At 69.3% G+C, this 19,449-nt stretch carries 13 protein-coding genes; 6 read left to right on the plus strand and 7 right to left on the minus strand.

The genetic code is table 11. The features are described 5' to 3' along the window. The first annotated feature begins 174 nt into the window (after nt 1–174). Entirely contained in the window at nt 175–477 is a 303-nt protein-coding gene (locus F620_RS0100305; protein WP_018869927.1) for a high-potential iron-sulfur protein, read from the plus strand. A 160-nt stretch (nt 478–637) separates the two neighbouring features. Next, nucleotides 638–3,415: a valine--tRNA ligase gene (locus F620_RS0100310; protein WP_019569063.1), complete on the plus strand. Its 2,778-nt coding sequence runs from the start codon at nt 638–640 to the stop codon at nt 3,413–3,415. Nucleotides 3,416–4,569: 1,154 nt separating this feature from the next. Here the strand turns inward: F620_RS0100310 and F620_RS0100315 are convergent. The 4 genes from F620_RS0100315 to F620_RS0100330 are packed head-to-tail and all read right to left on the minus strand — an operon-like array spanning nt 4,570 to nt 9,666. Beyond that, nucleotides 4,570–5,244, minus strand: coding sequence for a cytochrome b/b6 domain-containing protein (locus tag F620_RS0100315; RefSeq protein WP_018869930.1), 675 nt, complete (start codon nt 5,242–5,244; stop codon nt 4,570–4,572). 5 nt (nt 5,245–5,249) lie between these two features. Next, complete coding sequence (locus F620_RS0100320) at nt 5,250–6,431, minus strand: lipocalin-like domain-containing protein (RefSeq protein ID WP_019569064.1); 1,182 nt, start codon at nt 6,429–6,431, stop codon at nt 5,250–5,252. After that, entirely contained in the window at nt 6,431–8,977 is a 2,547-nt protein-coding gene (locus F620_RS0100325) for an ABC transporter permease (protein ID WP_019569065.1), read from the minus strand. Before F620_RS0100325 ends, F620_RS0100320 begins: the two co-directional genes overlap by 1 nt. Then, nucleotides 8,974–9,666, minus strand: a complete 693-nt coding sequence (locus F620_RS0100330) for an ABC transporter ATP-binding protein (protein ID WP_019569066.1) — start codon at nt 9,664–9,666, stop codon at nt 8,974–8,976. The genes F620_RS0100325 and F620_RS0100330 overlap by 4 nt, the downstream gene beginning before the upstream one ends. 417 nt (nt 9,667–10,083) lie before the next feature. On the opposite strand from F620_RS0100330, the gene mgtE (F620_RS0100335) reads away from it, so the two are divergent. The 4 genes from mgtE (F620_RS0100335) (at nt 10,084) to F620_RS0100350 (ending at nt 14,449) form a co-directional block, all read left to right on the plus strand. After that, a complete protein-coding gene (gene mgtE, locus F620_RS0100335; RefSeq protein WP_018869934.1) occupies nt 10,084–11,445 on the plus strand; it encodes a magnesium transporter in 1,362 nt (453 codons plus the stop codon). An 11-nt stretch (nt 11,446–11,456) separates the two neighbouring features. Next, the gene (gene mgtE / locus F620_RS0100340) at nt 11,457–12,815 is read left to right on the plus strand and encodes a magnesium transporter (RefSeq protein WP_019569067.1); all 1,359 of its coding nucleotides are present in this window, start codon (nt 11,457–11,459) and stop codon (nt 12,813–12,815) included. Between the two features lie 114 nt (nt 12,816–12,929). Continuing rightward, nucleotides 12,930–14,156, plus strand: coding sequence for a flavodoxin-dependent (E)-4-hydroxy-3-methylbut-2-enyl-diphosphate synthase (ispG, locus tag F620_RS0100345; RefSeq protein WP_026331263.1), 1,227 nt, complete (start codon nt 12,930–12,932; stop codon nt 14,154–14,156). Continuing rightward, nucleotides 14,153–14,449 carry a hypothetical protein gene (locus F620_RS0100350; RefSeq protein WP_019569069.1) on the plus strand — a complete coding sequence of 99 codons (297 nt, stop codon included), beginning with the start codon at nt 14,153–14,155 and terminating at the stop codon, nt 14,447–14,449. Before ispG ends, F620_RS0100350 begins: the two co-directional genes overlap by 4 nt. Before the next feature lie 7 nt (nt 14,450–14,456). Here the strand turns inward: F620_RS0100350 and F620_RS0100355 are convergent, their stop codons facing one another. The 3 genes from F620_RS0100355 to F620_RS0100365 all read right to left on the minus strand — a co-directional run bounded on the left by F620_RS0100355 (nt 14,457) and on the right by F620_RS0100365 (nt 19,409). Next, complete coding sequence (locus F620_RS0100355) at nt 14,457–15,377, minus strand: diguanylate cyclase (protein ID WP_019569070.1); 921 nt, start codon at nt 15,375–15,377, stop codon at nt 14,457–14,459. Continuing rightward, nucleotides 15,374–18,682: a response regulator gene (locus F620_RS0100360; protein ID WP_019569071.1), complete on the minus strand. Its 3,309-nt coding sequence runs from the start codon at nt 18,680–18,682 to the stop codon at nt 15,374–15,376. Before F620_RS0100360 ends, F620_RS0100355 begins: the two co-directional genes overlap by 4 nt. 106 nt (nt 18,683–18,788) lie before the next feature. Next, nucleotides 18,789–19,409, minus strand: coding sequence for a class I SAM-dependent methyltransferase (locus tag F620_RS0100365; RefSeq protein WP_018869940.1), 621 nt, complete (start codon nt 19,407–19,409; stop codon nt 18,789–18,791). Nucleotides 19,410–19,449 lie beyond the last annotated feature (40 nt).

Below are 19,449 nucleotides of genomic sequence, written 5' to 3' on the forward strand. Positions count from 1 at the left end.
GGCGGGCGGCGTCCTTTTCTGCACCCACCCCTTGAGCTGGATCATGAATCCCTTCGATTCGAGTGGAAATGTGATCCATTCACGTAGAACTCACGCGGACAATGGATGCAAGGTAGCGACGGCATCCGCAGAGATGCCCGTCACAAGAAAACTACCAGCAAGGAGGTCGGAACCATGTCCGACAAGACCGATATCAGCCGCCGTACCTTTCTCCGCCGCGCCTCCGCGGCCGTCGCCGCCATCCCGGTCGTGAGCATGGCCGGCATGTCCGTGGCCACGGCCAATCCCATGGCCGAGGACGGACACGCCCACAACTACGTGGCGGATGCCGCCAACGCCGATCACCCGGACTACTCCGAGGGCGAGCGCTGCGACAACTGCGCCTTCTGGGACGGCAACGGCGGATGCCATCACGCCGATTTCCAGGGCGTCAACGTCGCCGCCGGCGGCTGGTGCGACGCCTGGGTCAGCGGCTGATCCCGCAACCCGCTCACGGGGCACCGGAATGCCCCGATACAACGGGGCCCCGCACGCCACCCTGGCGCGCGGGGCCCTTTTGATTGCGGGACGGGCCAGAATCTGCATCCCTCGTTATAATGCGCGGCTTTGCCATCCACACCCCGAGCCCGGCCCGACCATGGACAAGAGCTTCGACCCCAAGAGCATCGAACAGGCCCAGTACGAACGCTGGGAGGCCGCGAACATCTTCGCGCCGCCGGAGACGGGCGAGGCCAACTACTGCATCCTGCTGCCGCCGCCGAACGTGACCGGCACGCTGCACATGGGGCATGCGTTCCAGCACACGCTGATGGACACCCTGATCCGCTACCGGCGCATGCACGGCGACCGCACCCTGTGGCAGGGCGGTACCGACCATGCCGGGATCGCCACGCAGATGGTGGTCGAGCGCCAGCTGGCGGCGCAGGAAAAGACCCGCCACGATCTCGGGCGCGAAGAATTCGTCCGTGCGGTCTGGGACTGGAAGAACGAATCCGGCGGCACCATCACCCGCCAGATGCGCCGGCTGGGCGATTCGGTGGACTGGTCGCGCGAGCGCTTCACCATGGACGAAGGGCCGTCCGAGGCGGTGCTCGAGGTCTTCGTGCGCCTGTTTGACGAGGGCCTGATCTACCGCGGCAAGCGCCTGGTCAACTGGGACCCGGTGCTGCACACCGCGCTGTCCGACCTGGAGGTGCTGTCGGAAGAGGAAAACGGCCACCTGTGGCACTTCCGCTATCCGCTGGCCGACGGCTCCGGGCACCTGACCGTGGCCACCACGCGCCCGGAGACCATGCTGGGCGACACCGCCGTCGCGGTGCACCCGGAGGACGAGCGCTACCGCCACCTGATCGGCAAGACCATCCGCCTGCCGCTGGTCGGGCGCGAGATCCCGATCATCGCCGACGACTACGTCGAGTCCGAGTTCGGCTCCGGCTGCGTGAAGATCACCCCGGGGCACGACTTCAACGACTACGCGATGGGCCAGCGTCACGACCTGCCGGTGATCAACATCCTGACCATCGACGCGTGCATGAACGACAACGTGCCCGAGGCCTACCGCGGACTGGACCGCTATGAGGCCCGCAAGCGCGTGGTGGCCGATCTGGATCACCTCGGCCTGCTGGAAAAGACCGAGGACCACCGCCTGATGGTCCCGCGCGGCGACCGCTCCGGCACCGTGGTCGAGCCCTACCTGACCGACCAGTGGTACGTGAAGGCCGGCCCGCTGGCCGAGCCGGCCATCAAGGCGGTGGAGGACGGCCGCATCCGCTTCGTGCCGGAGAACTGGTCGAAGACCTACTTCGAGTGGATGCGCAACATCGAGGACTGGTGCATCTCGCGCCAGATCTGGTGGGGCCACCGCATCCCCGCCTGGTACGACGGCGATGGCAACGTGTACGTCGGGCGTTCCGAGGCCGAGGTGCGCGAGAAGCACGGCCTGGGCACCGAGGTGGCGCTGGAACAGGACGAGGACGTGCTGGACACCTGGTTCAGTTCGGCGCTGTGGCCATTCTCCACCCTCGGCTGGCCGGAGCAGACGCAGGAGCTCAAGGACTTCTACCCGACCAGCGTGCTGGTCACCGGCTTCGACATCATCTTCTTCTGGGTCGCCCGCATGATCATGATGGGCGAGCACTTCATGGGCGACGTGCCCTTCCGCGAGGTCTACGTCACCGGCCTGATCCGCGACTCGGAAGGCCAGAAGATGTCCAAGTCCAAGGGCAACGTGATCGACCCGATTGATCTCATTGACGGCATCAGCGCCGACGACCTGGTGGCCAAGCGCACCCAGGGGCTGATGCAGCCGCAGATGGCGAAAAAGATCGAGAAGACCACGCGCAAGGCCTTCCCCGACGGCTTCCCCGCGTTCGGAACCGATGCCCTGCGCTTTACCCTGGCGGCACTGGCCACCACCGGGCGCGACATCAAGTTCGACCTTGGCCGCATCGAGGGCTACCGCAACTTCTGCAACAAGCTGTGGAACGCCTCGCGCTTCGTGCTGATGAACGTCGAGGGCCACGACTGCTCGGCCGCGGACGACACCGCGGAACACCGCACCCTGGCCGATCGCTGGATCCTCGACCGCCTGGCAGCCACCGCCGCGACCGCCACGCAGCAGCTCGACGCCTACCGCTTCGACCTCGCCGCGCAGACGCTCTACGAGTTCACCTGGCACGACTACTGCGACTGGTATCTGGAGCTGACCAAGCCGGTGCTGAACGACGAGGCCACGCCGGAGGCGGTCAAGCGTGCCACGCGCAATACGCTCGTCAGCGTGCTCGAGGCCCTGCTGCGCCTGCTGCACCCGGTGATCCCGTTCATCACCGAGGCGATCTGGACCAGTGTGAAGCCGCACGCCGGCATCGGCGACGACATCGAGTTCCTGGTGCAGCGCCCCTGGCCCGCGCAGGACGGCTTCCCGCGCGATGCCACCGCCACCGCCGAACTCGACTGGGTCAAGGACTTCGTGACCGGGCTGCGCCGCATCCGTGCGGAGATGGACATCGCCCCGGGCAAGCCGCTGCCGGTGCTGGTGAAGAACTGGAGCGAGACCGACCGGGAGCGTTACCAGCGCCACCACGCGCTGCTGGAGTTCCTCGGCAAACCCGAGGAGGTCACCTGGCTGGACGCCACCGACGAGGCACCGGAATCCGCCATGGCCCTGGTCGACGAGATGCAGCTGCTGATCCCGCTGGCCGGCCTGATCGACAAGGACGCCGAACTGGCGCGGCTGGACAAGGAGATCGCCAAGCTCGACAAGAACCTCGAGCAGAGCGAGAAGCGCCTGTCCAACGAGAGCTTCGTCGACCGCGCCCCGGCCGAGGTGGTGCAGAAGGAGCGCGACCGCGTCGCCGAGATGCAGGCCACCCGCGAGCAACTCGCCGCGCAGCGCGAACGCATCCGGGCGATGTAACGCCGGCGCGGCGCTCGCCGCCCGGTGCCGGCACCCGGCCCCGGCACCGGGCAACGGCTGCAGGAGCTTGCTTGCAAGCGAACAGGAGCTGCTACCCGACCGCTGCCGCGGCGCTTCGGGCTACTGCCTGTGCTTGATCGCTGCCGCGGGCCTTGAGCTGGCGCTGCAGAGTCGGCGGTTTTGGCTGCCGCCGGGGGTGTTGCGCTCTCTCGCGAGCGCGCCGCGAGGTCCTTTCTTGTGTGAACAAGAAAGGACCCAAAGAAGTCACCCCGACTGCCGCATCCCGGTCCGCTGACGCGGCCCGGGATTCCCTCGCTCCGAGGCCGGTCGCGGGCGGCGCTGAACTCGCGAAGCTGCGCTTCGCTCAGACAAGCAGCGCCTTATTATCCCGCGCCCGACCTCTGCGCTCGGTGCGGCAAACGGGGCCGCAGGACCACCGTCCGTTCCTTTTCCGCCAGGCGGGCAGACCGGGGCCGTGAACGGCCCGGCCGAGAACAGGATCGTGCCGGATCGGCGAGAGGGCTCGCCTCCCACAGCCACCTTTGCACACCCGGCACCGGGAGGGTGCCCGGGTAGGGCCATGGGCATGCCCTGCTGAGCCGCATGACCTTCTTCCATCAGGGCTTGGGGGCCGGCCCCTGCCCGCACGCGATTCCTTTGCGAGGATGGACGGAAATGAGCTCTACGAAGGCCCGTACCAAAGCTTGAACCCGTTGGTGCACCGGGCCGCCTTTGCATCAGGAACCAGGAAACGCACGATTCGGGCGCCCCGCGATGAAGCGGGTCGGGACCGGGGCACCGATGGCCGGAACGCCTCCGGTTTACCCCCTCCCGTTGCGAGCCCCTTGCGGAGGGTGCCTCGCGCCGGAAACAAGGCGCCGGATGTCCGAGCGAAGCGCAGCTTCGCGAGTTCGGCGCCTTGTTTCCGGCGCGAGGCGCCCGGAGCAAGGTTCCCGGGCGAGCTCCGGGTGCCCTTCTTTGGGTCCTTTCCTGGGCAAGCAAGAAAGGACCTCGCGGCGCGCTCGCGAGAGAGCGCAACACCCCCGGCGGCAGCCGAAAACCGCCGACTCCGCAGCGCCAGCTCAAGGCCCGCGGCAGCGATCAAGCACGGGCACCAGCAGCCCGTTCGCTTGCAAGCAAGCTCCCGCAACCGGTTACCCCCAGACGGACCCGACCCCGAACACCAGTGCGGCCACCATCAGCGCCAGCACCAGCCCGAACCAGGGGTTCGCGATGTGCGGGTGGTCCGACCAGGCCCCGCGCTTGTAGCCGGTAATCATCGCGCCGATCAGGCGGATCCGCAGGATGAACTGATAGGTGAACACGGCCAGCACGTGGATGCCGATCACGATCAGCAACAGATCGAAGTTCCAGTTGTGCAGCCGCGTCATCGTACGTTCGACGTCGCGGCTGACGGAATCGGCCAGCGGCCCCTGGTTGAAGATGTCGTCATTGGCGAACAGTCCGGTCACCGCCTGCACCAGCAGCAGCACCAGCATCAGCAGGATCGCCCAGCCACCCAGCGGGTTGTGGCCGAGGTATTCGGGAGCCGTGCCGCGCAGCCGGCCCCACGCGTAACGCGCGACCGTCACCGGCCCCGCCAGCCAGTGGCGAAAACGCGCCGTCTCGCTGCCGACAAAGCCCCACACGATGCGGAACAGCAGCAGCCCCAGCACGGTGTAGCCCAGCCACTTGTGCCACCGGAACAGCATGAATTCGGTGCTGGTGTACCACAGGCCCACCAGACACAGCAGCAGTCCCCAGTGAAACACCCGCGTCGGCCAGTCCCAGACCTTCACCCGCAGGGCATCCGCGTTGCCACCGGTCATTCCGTTCATTCCTCGTCCTCGCGTTCATAGCCGGTCAGTTCCACGAAGCCACGGCCCAGGAGCTCGCCCTCCCGGTCACGGATGTCCACCGCGCCTTCCCAGTAGGGAATGACCGTATCCATTTCCTGAAATTCCCGCACCGCTTCCACACGGAAACGCCGGGGCGCGCTGCCATCCGGCGGCGTGACCGTCATCGCCCACACCACCGGATAGCGGTTTCCCGAAGGCATGCGCGCATGCCGCAGCGGTTCGAGCTCCACGTGTTCCGGGCGCAGCTCGTGATCCCGGGCATCGGCCGGCATCCAGCGGCCCTTCGAAAGCTCATGGGGCGTGCCGTCATCGCGCCGCAGCTGGTAGTACATCAGGTCGGTCCCGTCGTCGAACTGCAGGGCAAACCAGTTCCAGCCGATCTGGCCCTCGGCCAGGGCGCCGCTGCTCCATTCGCGGTCCAGCCAGGCCTGCCCCGAAAGCGCCCGTTCCGCCCCGTCCGCATCGCGCAGGGTGCCGCGCGCGGCGATCCGAGGGACGGAATAGTAGTAGGACGCATTGCCCGGCTCCGGCCCCTTCTGGCTCAGCCCTGCCTCGCCCTGCAGCACCGGGGCGCGCTCCGGTTTCAGCTCCAGTTCCAGTTCGCGCCCGTCCACCGTGAACTGCAGATCCCAGGTGTCGCCCGCCAGGCCGGTCAGCGCCCAGTCCTCCAGCCACACCCGGCCCACCGGCTCGCTGGCACCCGCCAGCCCGGCGGCATCCCGGGCGAAGCGCTCCTCCGAGGCATGCCAGTCGCCCTCCACGTCGAGGATCGCGGCATGCGCCATCCACAGACGCGGCGTGGCCCAGCTCGACCCGTGAAACGCCGGGTCGCCCTCCAGCTCCGGCGCCAGCGCCACCCGGAAGAAGGTGATGTGGAACCCGTGGCGGCCGCCGTCGGGGCCCTCCAGATTGCCGGTCAGATACCACCACTCGTTGCGAAACCCCGGATGTGGCCCATGATCCCGCGGGAACTCGAACGCGCGCGGCTCCTCGGCCCGGCGAAAGCCCTCGACGTCCTCCTCGCCCAGGGCATCGGCGACGCGCAGCGCGGTCCCCTCTTCGTCGGACGCGGGGTCCGGCGGCTCCCCGCCACAGCCCGCCAGCCACACACCCGGCAGCAACAGCACAAGCAGCCCCGCTCGCAGCATGCCCCGCATCAGGTCACCTCCCGCAACGCCGGCAGCAGACGCATCCGGGCCATGCGCCAGGCCGGCCACAACGACGCCAGCAGCGCGGCCACCATCCCCACGGCCACGGTGCCCGCGACCTCACGCCCGGGCCAGCGCAGGTCCATGCCCCAGCCGAAGGCCTGACGGTTGATCACCTCGATCAGGATCCAGCCCATGCCCAGTCCCGCGGGGATCGCCGCCAGCACCGCGAACAGCCCGAGCACCCCGCCCTGCAGCAGCACCAGCCCGCGCACGCCCCGCGGCTCCAGCCCCAGGCTGCGCAGCGTCGCGAACTCGCGGGCGCGCTCCATCTGCAGGGCCATCAGGGCGCCGAGGATGGCGATGAAGGCGACCACCAGGGTGATGACCCGCAGCAGATGGGTCACCGCGAAGGTGCGGTCGAAGATCGCCATGGATTCCCGTTCCAGCGCTTCCGGCCGGGTCACGATCGCCGCCGGCTCGCGTTGTGCCAGCCACGCCTCCAGACGCTCGACCGCGGCCTCCGGATCCGCGTCCGGCGGCAGCACCAGCCCGAACGAACCCACGCCCTCCGGTGCCGGCCCGTCCCGGGCATAGGCCGCATGGGGGATCATCACCCGCCCCTGCGGGGTCGCGTAGTCGCGGTAGACCCCGGCGACCGTGAACGCACGGCGTCCGCCCGGCACCGCCAGCTCCAGGCCGTCGCCGGCCTGCAGGTCGTGGTGGGCGGCGAAGGGTTCGGTCACCAGCACGGCGTCGCCGGCGGCCAGACGGTCTGCCAGCCCGTCCCGGGGACCATCCATCTCCAGCAGCGGCAGGTGTTCCAGCCAGTCGTGGTGCGGCCGCACCACGAACAGTTCAACCCGACCCGCGTCGCTGCCGGTCTCCACCGTGGTACCGGTACTCAGCGATTCGGCCCCGGACTCGCTCAACAGCGGCCCGGCCCAGTCCTGCGGCAGCCGCGCCGACTCCCGTGCCGCGGCCGGCGCGACCGGAGTGACATAGAGATCGGAGGTGAGGGCCTGCCCCAGCCACTGCTCCACGCTGCCGCGAAAACTGCCCACCATCACCGACACCGCGATGGTCGCGGCCAGAGCCAGGGTCAGGGCCGAGACGGCCGGACCACTGCGCGAGAGACTGCGCTCCAGGCTGCGCAACCCGATCCGCGTCAGGGTCCGACCGGCGCTGGCGACGGCGAGACCGCGCAGCGCCCACGCGAGGATCCACGGCAGCAGCAACACGAACCCGGCGATCAGCAGGAAAAGCCCGAAGAACGCCCCCGGCAGCCCGCCGAGTGCGCTGATCAGTATCAGCGTCCCGGCCGCCAGCAGGATCAGGGAGGCCGCCGCCACGCGTTGCACCCGCCGCCGTGCCCGCAACTCGCCACCCCCCGCCCCCTGCGCTGAGGGGCCCGCGTGGCGGGCCGCTTCCAGTGCCGGGGCCAGCGCGGCCAGCAGCGCCACGCCCACGCCCAGCACCAGCACGGCCAGCAGCGCCAGTGGGCGGGGCGTGACCTGGGTAACGGCCGCGACAAAGAAATGATCGGTGACGGTCTGCGCCACTTGTGCAACCAACGCCTGCGCCAGCGCGACCCCGGCCAGCGCCCCCAGCAGCGTCCCGATCAGTCCGACCAGCGCGGCCTCCAGCAGGACCACGGCGACGACCCGACCGCGTCCCACCCCCAGCAGGCGCAGGCTGGACAGGACCTCGCGCCGGCGCAGCACCGAAAATGTCTGGGTGTTGTAGACCAGAAACGCCGCGATCAGCAGCGCCAGCAGACTCATCGCCGTCAGGTTGATGCGAAACGCCCGAGCCAGCTCGCGCGAGGCCTGATCGCGTGCCCCGGACGCGACGATCTCCAGCTCCTCGGGGTTCACCCCCGCGGCCCCGGCGGCCTGCTCCAGCGCGCGTTCCATCGCCCGCTGCGCCTCGGCATCCTCCAGCCGCAGGTCGATGCGGTCGAGGCGCCCGTCGCGCCCCAGCAGGATCTGGGCGGTGGCGATGTCGGTCACCCACACCCGCCCGTCGTCCTCGCCGGCGCCGTCGGCCGCGAGCACCCGCACCGCGTGGCGCCCGCCACCTGCCCGCAGTTCGACCCGGTCGCCATCCGCCGCATCCTGCTCGGCGAACCACTGGCGTGGCGGCAGCACCGTTCCGGGCTCGCTCAGCAGCCGCTGCACGGGTGCCGCGCCGATGTCCGAGGCGCCGCCGCGGAACGGCCCCTCGGCGAACGGATCCACGCCCAGCAGGTAGATACTGCGGCCATCTTCCAGCCGCGCGGCCCCCTCCACCACCGGCGCCGTCTCCCGCTGGCCGGCGGTGCGCAACTCCGCATACACGGCCTCGGCGAATCCCTGTGGCGGCCCCAGCACCTGATGGGTGGCGGTACCGGCCACGGTCTCCATGGAACGGTCGAAGGCCCGCTGCGCGGATTGGTTGGCCAGATCCACGGCCAGCACCACGGCGACCGCGATCACCACCCCCAGCAGGGTCAGTACCCGCTGCAGGGGACGGCGCCGCCAGTCCCGCATCCAGGCCCGCCACACCAGATTCATGGCCTTGCGGCACCCTCCAGGCGGCCGTCGCGCATGGTGTAAATGCGGTCGAGGCGTCCGGCCAGTTCCGCGCTGTGGGTCACCAGCAGCAGGGCGCTGTCATGCGTGGCCACCTGCTCCAGCAGCAGCGAGAAGACCGACTCGCCGGTGACCGAATCGAGGTTACCGGTCGGTTCGTCGGCCAGGATCAGGGCCGGCTGGTGCACCAGCGCGCGGGCAATGGCCACGCGTTGCTGTTCCCCGCCGCTGAGGGCTTCGGGCAGGCGTCCGCCCAGCCCTTCCAGGCCGACCGCCGCCAGCGCGGCGTCCGCACGCCGGCGACGCTCCGCGACCCGCCCCCGGCGGCCGGAAACGTCATCGGGGAGCCCGGCCAGCTCCAGTGCCAGCATCACGTTCTCGCGCGCATCCAGAGTCGGGATCAGGTGGAACGACTGGAACACGATGCCGGCGACACGCCGGCGCAGTCGCGTGCGGCCGGCCTCGTCCAGGGCGCCGAGGGAAGTGCCCGCCAGCCGCACCTCGCCCTCGCCCGGGTGCTCCAGCCCCGCGGCCAGGTGCAGCAGGGTGGACTTGCCGGAACCGCTCTCGCCGACGATCGCCACCCGTTCCCCCGGCGCCAGCGTCAGATCCACCCCGCGCAGCACCGGCGTCTCCGGCGCGCCGGGATAGACGAACGTCAGCGCGGCCACGTTCAGAACAGGATCCTGCGACGGGGCAGCGGATGGGGACGGCGACGAAGACATGCTCGGCTCCAGACGGGGTCAAACAAGCGACCGGGCGCAGCCCCGAAGGTTCGCGCGAGTGCTCAAACCGGTGCAAGCATCGCACGCAAGCACTTGAGTGGAACAGAGGATCCGTTAGAATAACGGGACCTGCCACAAGGGAACGCATGATGAAACGCCGAACACGCTGTCGATCTATCGTCGCCCGGCCGTAAGCACTGCGCACCCTTCTCCGCCGCTGCCGCCGGGCCTCATGACACAAGAGCGCCGGGAGGCGGCCGGATCCTGCGATCTGCCCCGTCCTGGAAATCCGATTACGACGGTCCTTCGTCGTCACCGCGCCGCGCGTGCCGGTGATCCGCCAGCGACCGCCGGGAGCAGGGCATGGAACACAACCTCGAACAGTCCATCATCGAACTGCGCGAACTGGTCCGGCTGGACGACCGCGCCGGCCTGGATGAGCTGCTGGATTACATGCGCATCCAGGACATTGCACATGCGCTGATGGAGCTGCCCGCGGACGCCGTTACCCCGATCTTCAACCGGCTGCATCCCGGGCGCAAGGCCGACGTCTTCGCCTATCTCGACATCCCCTTCCAGCTGCGACTGCTGGGTGCGTCGTCACGCGAGGATGCGCGCTTTCTGCTCTCCGAGATGGAGACCGACGACCTCACCGCGCTGCTGCAGACCCTGGACGCCGAACGCCTGCGCGAATACCTGCGCCTGCTGCCGTTCCGCGCCATCCGCCGTGCCCTGAAGCAGCTCAACTACCCCGAGGATTCGGTCGGCCGGGTGATGTCGCCGTCGGTGGTCGCGGTGGCCCCGGACTGGACGCTCAAGCGCGCACTGGCCCATGTGCGGCGCACCGGTGACGAACACTCCAACAACGTGATCTTCGTGGTCGACGATGACCGCACCCTGCTGGCCGCCATCCCCATCCGGCGCTTCCTGCGCGCCGAGCCCGACAGCCCGGTACGCAGCCTGATCGACGACGAATCGCCCTACACCGTGCAGGTGGACGCCGACCGCGTCGAGGCCGCGCGGCGCATCCAGCACTACGACATCGAGAGCCTGCCGGTGGTGGGCGACAACGGCGAGCTGCTGGGCGTGGTCACGGTGGACGACGTCATGGACGTGATCGAGGCCGAGTCCACCGAGGATTTCCACAAGCTGGGTTCGGTGGGCAACCTCCCGCTGAGTCCGCGCCAGGCGAGCCCGTTCCTGCTGTATCGCAAGCGGGTCGGCTGGCTGCTGGGGCTGGTGGCGTTCAACACCCTGGGCGCCCTGATGATCTCGCAGTACGAGGAGGCCATCGAGGCGGTGGCGGTGCTGGTGTTCTTCCTGCCGCTGATCATCGACTCCGGCGGCAACGCCGGGGCGCAGAGCTCGACCCTGATGGTGCGCGCGATGGCCACCGGCGAGGTCACCACGCGCGACTGGCTGCGCCTGTGGGCCAAGGAACTGGGCGTGGCCACCGGGATCGGCGTCAGCATGGGGATCGCGGTATCGCTGCTGGGTCTGTGGCGCGGCGGCATGGAGATCGCGGTGCTGGTGGCGGTCGCGATGACCCTGATCGTGGCCTTCGCCAGCATGGTCGGCATGCTGCTGCCGGTCATCCTGCGCAGCCTCAAGCTCGACCCCGCGACCGCCAGCGTGCCACTGGTCACCGCCATCGCCGACCTTGGCGGCATCGCCATCTATTTCTCGCTGGCCGTGGCCATGCTCGGCCTTGCCACGCCGGCCTGAGGGGAATCCGCATGAGTCCGACCGATCACGACATCGACAACCTCCCCGACACCCTGCGCACCGCCCTGGAGCAGGGCTCCGACGGCCCGCTGAACGCGATCTGCAACGCGCATGCGGCGCCCGACCTGTCGGATGCGCTGGAGACCCTGCCCGAGGATCAGGCGGTCGCCTTCTTCCAGCGTCTGGAGCCAGCCTGCGCCGCGCCGGTGTACGCGCACCTGGAGCCCGATCATCAGTCCCGGGTGCTGGCCGCGCTGGACGAGCAGCAGGCCGCGGACCTGGTCGCCGCCCTTTCGCTGGACGATGCGGTGGCGGTGATCGACGGCCTGGGCGACGAGCATGCCGACTCCCTGATGGAGACCCTCCCGGCGGAGAGCCAGGAGGCCGTGGGCTCGCTGCTGGCCTATCCGGAAGAAAGCGCCGGGCGCGTAATGACCCCGGAGTACGTCACCGTGCAGCCCGAATGGACGGTGAGCGAGGCCATGGAGCATCTGCGTGCCCACCACGAGGTGGCGGAGACCGTGAACACGGTGTTCGTGACCACCGCGGCCGGCGAGCTGCTGGCCTGGGTGCGGCTGAAGGAGCTGCTGCTGGCACGCGCCTCCGCGCGGGTTGCCGACCTGATGCACACCGACGTGGCCAGCATCACCGCCGAGGAGGACCGCGAGGAGGCGGCCCACCGCATCAGCCACTACGACCTCAACGTGCTGCCGGTGGTCGACGACCAGGGCCACATGCTGGGCATCATCACCGTCGACGACGTCATGGACGTGCTGCGCGCGGAAACCACCGAGGACTTCCACCGCATGGCCGCGGTGGGCGACGTGGTGCTGTCGCTGCGCGACGCCAGCATGGGCCTGCTGTACCGCAAGCGCATCGGCTGGCTGCTGATCCTGGTGGTGGTCAACATCTTCGCCGGGCTGGCGATCGCCCGCTACGAGGCGGCCATCGAGGCAGTGGTCGCCCTGGTCTTCTTCCTGCCGATGGTGATCGCTACCGGCGGCAACACCGGCTCGCAGGCCGCGACCCTGGTGGTGCGCTCGCTGGCGGTCAACGATGTCCGATTGCGCGACGCCTGGCGCCTGGGGGGCAAGGAACTGCTGGTCTCGACCGCACTGGGCGTGACCCTGGCGGCCGCCATCTGGCTCTCCGGCAACTGGCTGGGCTCGCTGGAGGTCGCCAACGCCATCGCCCTGGGCATGTTCCTGGTGGTGGTGTTCGGCGCGATGTTCGGCATGCTCCTGCCGTTTGCCCTGACCGCCCTGCGGCTGGACCCGGCGGTGGCCAGCGCGCCGCTGATCACCTCGGTGGTCGACATCGGGGGCATCCTGATCTATTTCGGCGTGGCCGTGGCCGTGCTGGGCCTGTAACGGGCATCACCGCCGCACAAGCACCCGCGCGGCCTGCGGCGGCTCGGCAGGCCCGCGCGACTGCGTTAGACTCGGCACCCGATCCGGCCCGACCCAGCACGCGAGTACACGACCATGAGCACGCCTCCCGTCCGGCACCGCACCGTCCCCGTCCGCGTTGGTCCCGTGACCGTGGGCGGCGAGCATCCCGTGGTGGTCCAGTCGATGACCAACACCGACACCGCCGACGCCCTGCGCACCGCGGTCCAGGTGGCCGAACTGGCTCGCGCCGGCTCGGAGATCGTGCGCATCACGGTCAACTCGGCCGATGCCGCGAAGGCGGTGCCGGAGATCCGCGAGCGGCTCGACGCGATGGGGCTGGACGTGCCGCTGGTGGGGGACTTCCACTTCAACGGCCACAAGCTGCTGACCGAATACCCCGAATGCGCCGAGGCCCTGGCCAAGCTGCGCATCAATCCGGGCAACGTCGGTCGCGGCTCGAAGCGCGACACGCAATACCAGGCGATGATCGAGACCGCCATCCGCTTCGACCGTCCGGTCCGCATCGGCGTGAACTGGGGCAGCCTCGATCAGGAACTGCTGGCGCGCATGATGGACGAGAACGCGCAGCGCCCGGAGCCGCTGGAACCCCAGGCGGTGATGGAGCAGGCCCTGATCACCTCGGCGCTGGAGAGCGCCGCCGAGGCCGAACGCATCGGCCTGCCGCATGACCGCATCATCCTGTCGGCCAAGGTCAGTGGCGTGCAGCCACTGATCCGGGTTTACCAGGATCTGGCCGCGCGCTGCGACTACCCCCTGCACCTGGGCCTGACCGAAGCCGGCATGGGGGCCAAGGGGATCGTCGCCTCCACCGCCGCGCTGTCCGTCCTGCTGCAGCAGGGCATCGGCGACACCATCCGTATCTCGCTGACCCCGGAGCCCGGCGGGGACCGCACGCAGGAGGTCAGCATCGCGCAGGAGATCCTGCAGAGCATGGGCCTGCGCAGCTTCCTGCCCTCGGTGGTGGCCTGCCCCGGCTGCGGCCGCACCTCCAGCGAATATTTCCAGCACCTGGCACAGGACATCCAGAGCTACATCCGCCAGCAGATGCCGACCTGGCGCCAGCACTACCCCGGGGTCGAGGAGATGACCGTCGCGGTGATGGGTTGCGTGGTCAACGGTCCCGGCGAGAGCAAGCATGCCGACATCGGCATCTCCCTGCCCGGCACCGGGGAGCAGCCGGTCGCGCCGGTCTACGAGGACGGCGAGAAGACCGTGACCCTCAAGGGCGAGCATATCGCCGAGGATTTCCAGGCCCGCGTGGAGGCCTACATCGAACGCCGCTACGGGCAGGCCGGATGAGCGTGAGCGCCGACCACGACCCGCAACTACTGCGACGCGTGCAGGCCCTGTTCGAGGATCCGCGCATTCAGGGCTGCAAATGGCAGCCGCGGCTGTTCTGGCACCCGACGGAAAGCGGCGGTGCCTTCGGTCCGCCGCGGGTGGACCCGCGCGAACTGGAGGTGTTCCTGGCGACGGTGGCGGGCGAGGCCTCGCAGTGTCTCGACGCCCTCGAGGCCGATTGGCCCGGGCGCGGCCGCTTCCTGGCCGCCAACGCCCGGCGCCACGAACTGCCGCTGTTCACCCGCGCCTGAGCCCCGCTTACTCCTCCGGTCCGTCCGCAGCGCAGACCCGGTTGCGGCCTTCGGCCTTGGCCCGGTAGAGCTGCTCGTCGGCGCGCGCCACCACCCGCAGCGCGGAGCGGCGCGGCTGGCACTGCAGACTCGCCACCCCGAGGCTGGCGGTCACGTGATCCGCCACTTCGGACGCCGGGTGCGGGATGGCAAGCTCGGTGATGGCGACGCGCACCCGTTCCGCCACGGTGACTGCCTCCGACAGCGCCGTATCCGGCAGGATGCAGGCGAATTCCTCGCCGCCGTACCGCGCCGCCAGATCGGCCGAGCGCGAGACGCTCGCGTCCAGTACCCGCGCCACCTCGCGCAGGCAGTCATCGCCGCGCACATGACCGAGGGTGTCGTTGAACGGCTTGAAATAGTCGATGTCCAGCAGGATGATCGAGAGTTCCCCCCCGGAACGGGCCAGCCGGGCGTTCTCCCCCTCCAGGGTCTCCTCGAACTGGCGCCGGTTGGCGAGTCCCGTCAGGCCATCGGTGACCGCCATGCGCGTCAGCTGGTCGCGGGCCCGTTTCAGTTCGATCTGATGCTGCACCCGCAGCTTCACCACGGGGGGATTGATCGGCTTGTTCACATAGTCAACCGCGCCCAGTTCCAGCCCGCGCGCCTCGCCCTCGGTGTCCCCCACGCCGGTGATGAAGATAACGGGAATGCTCGCCGTAGCACGCTCCGATTTCAGCCACTCGCAGACCTGAAACCCGTCGGTGCCGGGCATCATCACGTCCAGCAGGATCACGTCAGGCCGAGCCGAGGCCGCCAGGTCCAGGGCCTTGTGTCCGTTGGTGGCGAACAGCACCTCGTGCTCGTCCTCGAAGATGCCGGCCAGCAGCTCGATGTTCGCCGGTTCGTCATCCACCACCAGGATGCGTGCCCGATGCGCGCTGTTCATGATTCCTCCCCGGCCTGCTCCAGCAGCCGATCCAGGGCGGCCAGGGCCTGCTCGAAATCGAGTTCCTCGATCCGGGCCTCCAGTTCCCGCACCGTGGCGTCATGCCCCCGACCGAGCAGCCCCTCCTGCAGGGCACGGAACTCGGACCGGGCGCGGAGATTGTTGCTCTCGATCAGGGCCCGCAACTCCTGCAGGGCCGGGACGGGCAGGGCTCCGCCCGTCGGGGCCACCGGCCCGGCGGAAGCGTCCTCCGGCGCACCACCCGTAGCCCCGTCGGCAGCGTCCAGGCTGCGGGCGGCCTCGATGGCGGGGGCCAGATGCGACTCCAGATCGGGCAGCCGCGCGCGGGCGGACTGCATGTCGCCGCCGGCCAGCTCGACTTCGATCGCCTCGGCCGCATCCCGCAAGGCATGCAGCTCCAGCGACCCGGCCACGCCTTTCAGGGAGTGCGCCAGGCGATGGGCGTCCTCGAGCTCACCCCGATCCAGCAGGCCGCGCAGTTCCGTTCCCACATCACGGTAGCGCTCCTCGAGGCCGAGGATCATGCGCCGCAGCAGCGACGCCTTGCCGTTGCAGCGCGCCAGGGCCGCCGGCAGGTCGAACGGCGGCAGCTCGTCGGGCAATCCGTCCACGCCGCCACCGGCACTCGGCGCGGGGGCCGCGGTTTCCCCGGCGGCGCCATCCGTGACCGGCGCCGCCTCGAATGCCGCCGGCTCGCGGCCCTCCGTGGGTGCGCGGTCCATCCCGGGGGCCGTCCCGCCGGAGGCCGCATGACGCGCCACCCAGGTCGCCAGGGTCCGAGCCAGTGCCTCCGGGTCGACCGGCTTGGTCACGTGATCGTTCATGCCCGCATCCAGGCTCTTCTCGCGATCCCCCGCCATCGCGTGCGCGGTCATCGCAATCACCGGGAGCCGGGCGAGCGCGGGGTCCTCCCGCAGCCGGCGGGTCGCGGTCAGGCCATCCATCTCCGGCATCTGGATATCCATGAGCACGGCGTCGAACACATCGGCCCGCACGACGTTCAGCGCCTCGCGGCCGTTCTCCACCGTGGTGACCTCGCAGCCCATGTCCTCCAGGAGTTCCACGGCGAGATCCCGGTTGATGGCGTTGTCTTCCGCCAGCAGGACGCGGACCCCGTCCAGCCGTGGCATTTCGTCGTCCGGCTCGGGGGCCGCCTCGCGCGGGGCCTGCTCGGCGTCATCCACCCGCAGCAGCTCGACCATGGTGTCGTGCAGCGTGGATTCGGTCACCGGTTTCAGCAGGATCCCGTCCACGGTCTCCTCCGCCTGCTGCAGAACCTCGTCGCGACTGAAGCCGGTCACCATCAGCACCGATGGCACCTGCCGCTTGCGGCCGGCATTGATATGGCGGGCGACTTCGAGTCCGTCCATGCCCGGCATCCGCCAGTCGGTCAGGACCATGTCGTATGCCAGGCCCTGCTCCGGCGCCCGCTCCAGTACCTGCAGCGCCTCGGGGCCGGCGGCGGCGGTATCCGCGTCGATACCGAGGTCCCGCAGCATGGCGGCCAGGGTTTCGCGCGCCGCGGCGGAATCGTCCACCACCAGCACGCGGTGGCCGCGCAGCGAGCGTGAGAAGGACGCACGTTCCGGTTGAGCCGGCTCGGTCTCGACCGCCAGACGCACGGTGAAGCTGAAGGTCGATCCCAGACCGGGCGTGCTTTCCACACCGATCTCACCGCCCATCATCTCGACCAGCTGGCGGCTGATCGCCAGCCCCAGTCCGGTCCCCTCCTGGCGCCGGGTGATCGAGGCATCCAGCTGGGTAAAGGAACGGAACAGCCGGCGCGCCTCTTCTTCGTTCATGCCCGGACCGGTATCGCGCACGGAGAACCGCAGCGTGACATAGCCGTCGTCCACCGCCTCCGCGGAGACCTTCACCACCACCTCGCCCTGCTCGGTGAACTTGACCGCGTTGCCCACCAGGTTGGTCAGCACCTGCCCCAGACGCAGGGCATCCCCGCGCAGGTCCCGCGGGGTCCCCGGGGCGACGTGATGCACCAGTTCCAGGCCCTTCTCCTCGGCCCGGTGCCCGACCACGTCGGTGACCCCGTTGAGCACGGAATCGAGGTGGAACGGGGCATCTTCCAGTTCGAGCTTGCCGGCCTCGATCTTGGAGAAATCGAGGATGTCGTTGATCAGGCCGAGCAGGCGCTGGGCCGCGTTGTCGATCTTGTCCATGTACCCCCGCTGACGGGGGGTCAGTTCGGTCCGCCGCGCGAGATGGCTCATGCCGATGATCGCGTTCATCGGCGTGCGGATCTCGTGGCTCATGTTGGCCAGGAACTCGCTCTTCGCGCGGGTGGCGCTCTCCGCCTGCTCGCGTGCGAGCTTCATCTCGCTCTCCAGCTCCCGGCGCACCCGCACCAGCCGGTTGAGGATCAGCGCCGTGCCGCTTCCCACCAGGACCACGGCCACCACGGTCCACAGGGCGAACTGCCAGAGCAGATCGCGCAGCGGTTCGGTCACGGCCGAGCGATCCAGGCTCAGGACCTGGTACCAGTCCGTACCGGGAATGGCTGTGGCGTGAAGCAGGCGTTCCTCGCCATCCATCACCACCTCGCGCAGCTCACCCTCGTACGACGGGTCCAGCGGGTCGAAACCGCCCCCTTCCTCGATGGCACCCACCAGCGGCTGCAGCACCCGCGAGGAATCCGGGTGGGCAACCACCATGCCGTCCTCGTCGACCAGCACCATATGGCCGTCCCAGCGCAGATCCAGACCGGCCACGCTGGCAGCCACCTCCTGCAGGCCGATGTCCCCGGCCGCCACCCCGTGCAGCTCGCCGGTGTCGCGGTAGACCGGCGCGCCCATGGAGATGATCAGCCGGTCCTGCGCGGCATCTTCGAACGGCACGGTGATATACAGACCATCGTTCAGCAGCGCGCCCTCGTACCAGGGTCGCGTACGCGGGTCGAAATCACCCGGCAGTGAAGCCTCGGGATCCGACATGATCATGCCGCCCTGCGCGTCACCGACATAGGTCAGATCGACCTCGCCCATGCGCTCGAACTGCTGCAGCACCGGACGCGGATCGCGCCCGACCGGCACCTCTTCGGCCAGCCCCTCGATCAGGCGCGCATTGGAGGAAAACCACTGGGATACGTAGAGTGCGGTGGACTCGGAAGTAGAGGTCACTTCCGAGCGCACCGCTTCGCGCGTCTCGCCCTCCAGCATCTGATACGCCACGGTCGCCAGCACTGCGCCCAGCAGCACGATGGCGGCCAGCACGAGCAGCAAAAGCCGGTAGTGGAAGGACTGGAAGGAGGCCTGGTCACGCTGAGTCATCGGCGGTTTCCCGGAGTAGGCATGCCACGCATGCGGGCACGGGATGATTCCCGCAAGATCCTAAGGGGTTCAGGCCTGTGGGCGCAAGCGCGCCGGAGGGGTCGGGTTATCCGGCCGGTTTGCGGAACGCCACCTGCTTCCAGTAACCGAACAGGCTGGCGGGTTCCACCGCCTCGGGCTCGCAGCCGGTCAGCTGCACGAAGTGGTCCAGCTCCATGTCCGGACGAAAGCCCACCGCCCGCGAAAGAGGCCGCAGGCTGCGTTCCACCCCGCGCAGCAGCCATTGCCGCGACGCGAAATGGTTGACCAGCAGGATCTGTCCGCCCGGGCGGCACACCCGCCACATCTCGGCGAACATGCGGTCGGGATTGGGGACCACGGACGCCACGTACATCCCGACCACCGCGTCGAAGCTGTCATCGCGGAAACCGAGAGCTTCGGCGTCCATCTCGGCCACCCCGCGCACCCCCGGCAGACCACCGTTGATGCGTTCCTGCGCGACCTGCAGCATCTCGCGCGACACGTCGATGCCGACCAGATCCACGCCGTCGGGGTACTCCGGAAACGAAATACCGGTTCCGACCCCGACCTCGAGGACCCGTTTGCCTTCCAGCGGCGCCAGGGTCTTCTGCGCGCTGTGCCGCCCGGTGGCGAACACCCGCCCGAAGGTCGCGTCGTAGTGCCGTGCGTAACGCCGGTAGCTCTTGCGTATGCTGACCAGATCCATGCCTGTCGTCCCCGAAGGAAACCGGGGCCCGGCCGGGGGC

Source organism: Thioalkalivibrio sp. ALE11, assembly GCF_000381205.1.
Lineage (GTDB): Bacteria > Pseudomonadota > Gammaproteobacteria > Ectothiorhodospirales > Ectothiorhodospiraceae > Thioalkalivibrio.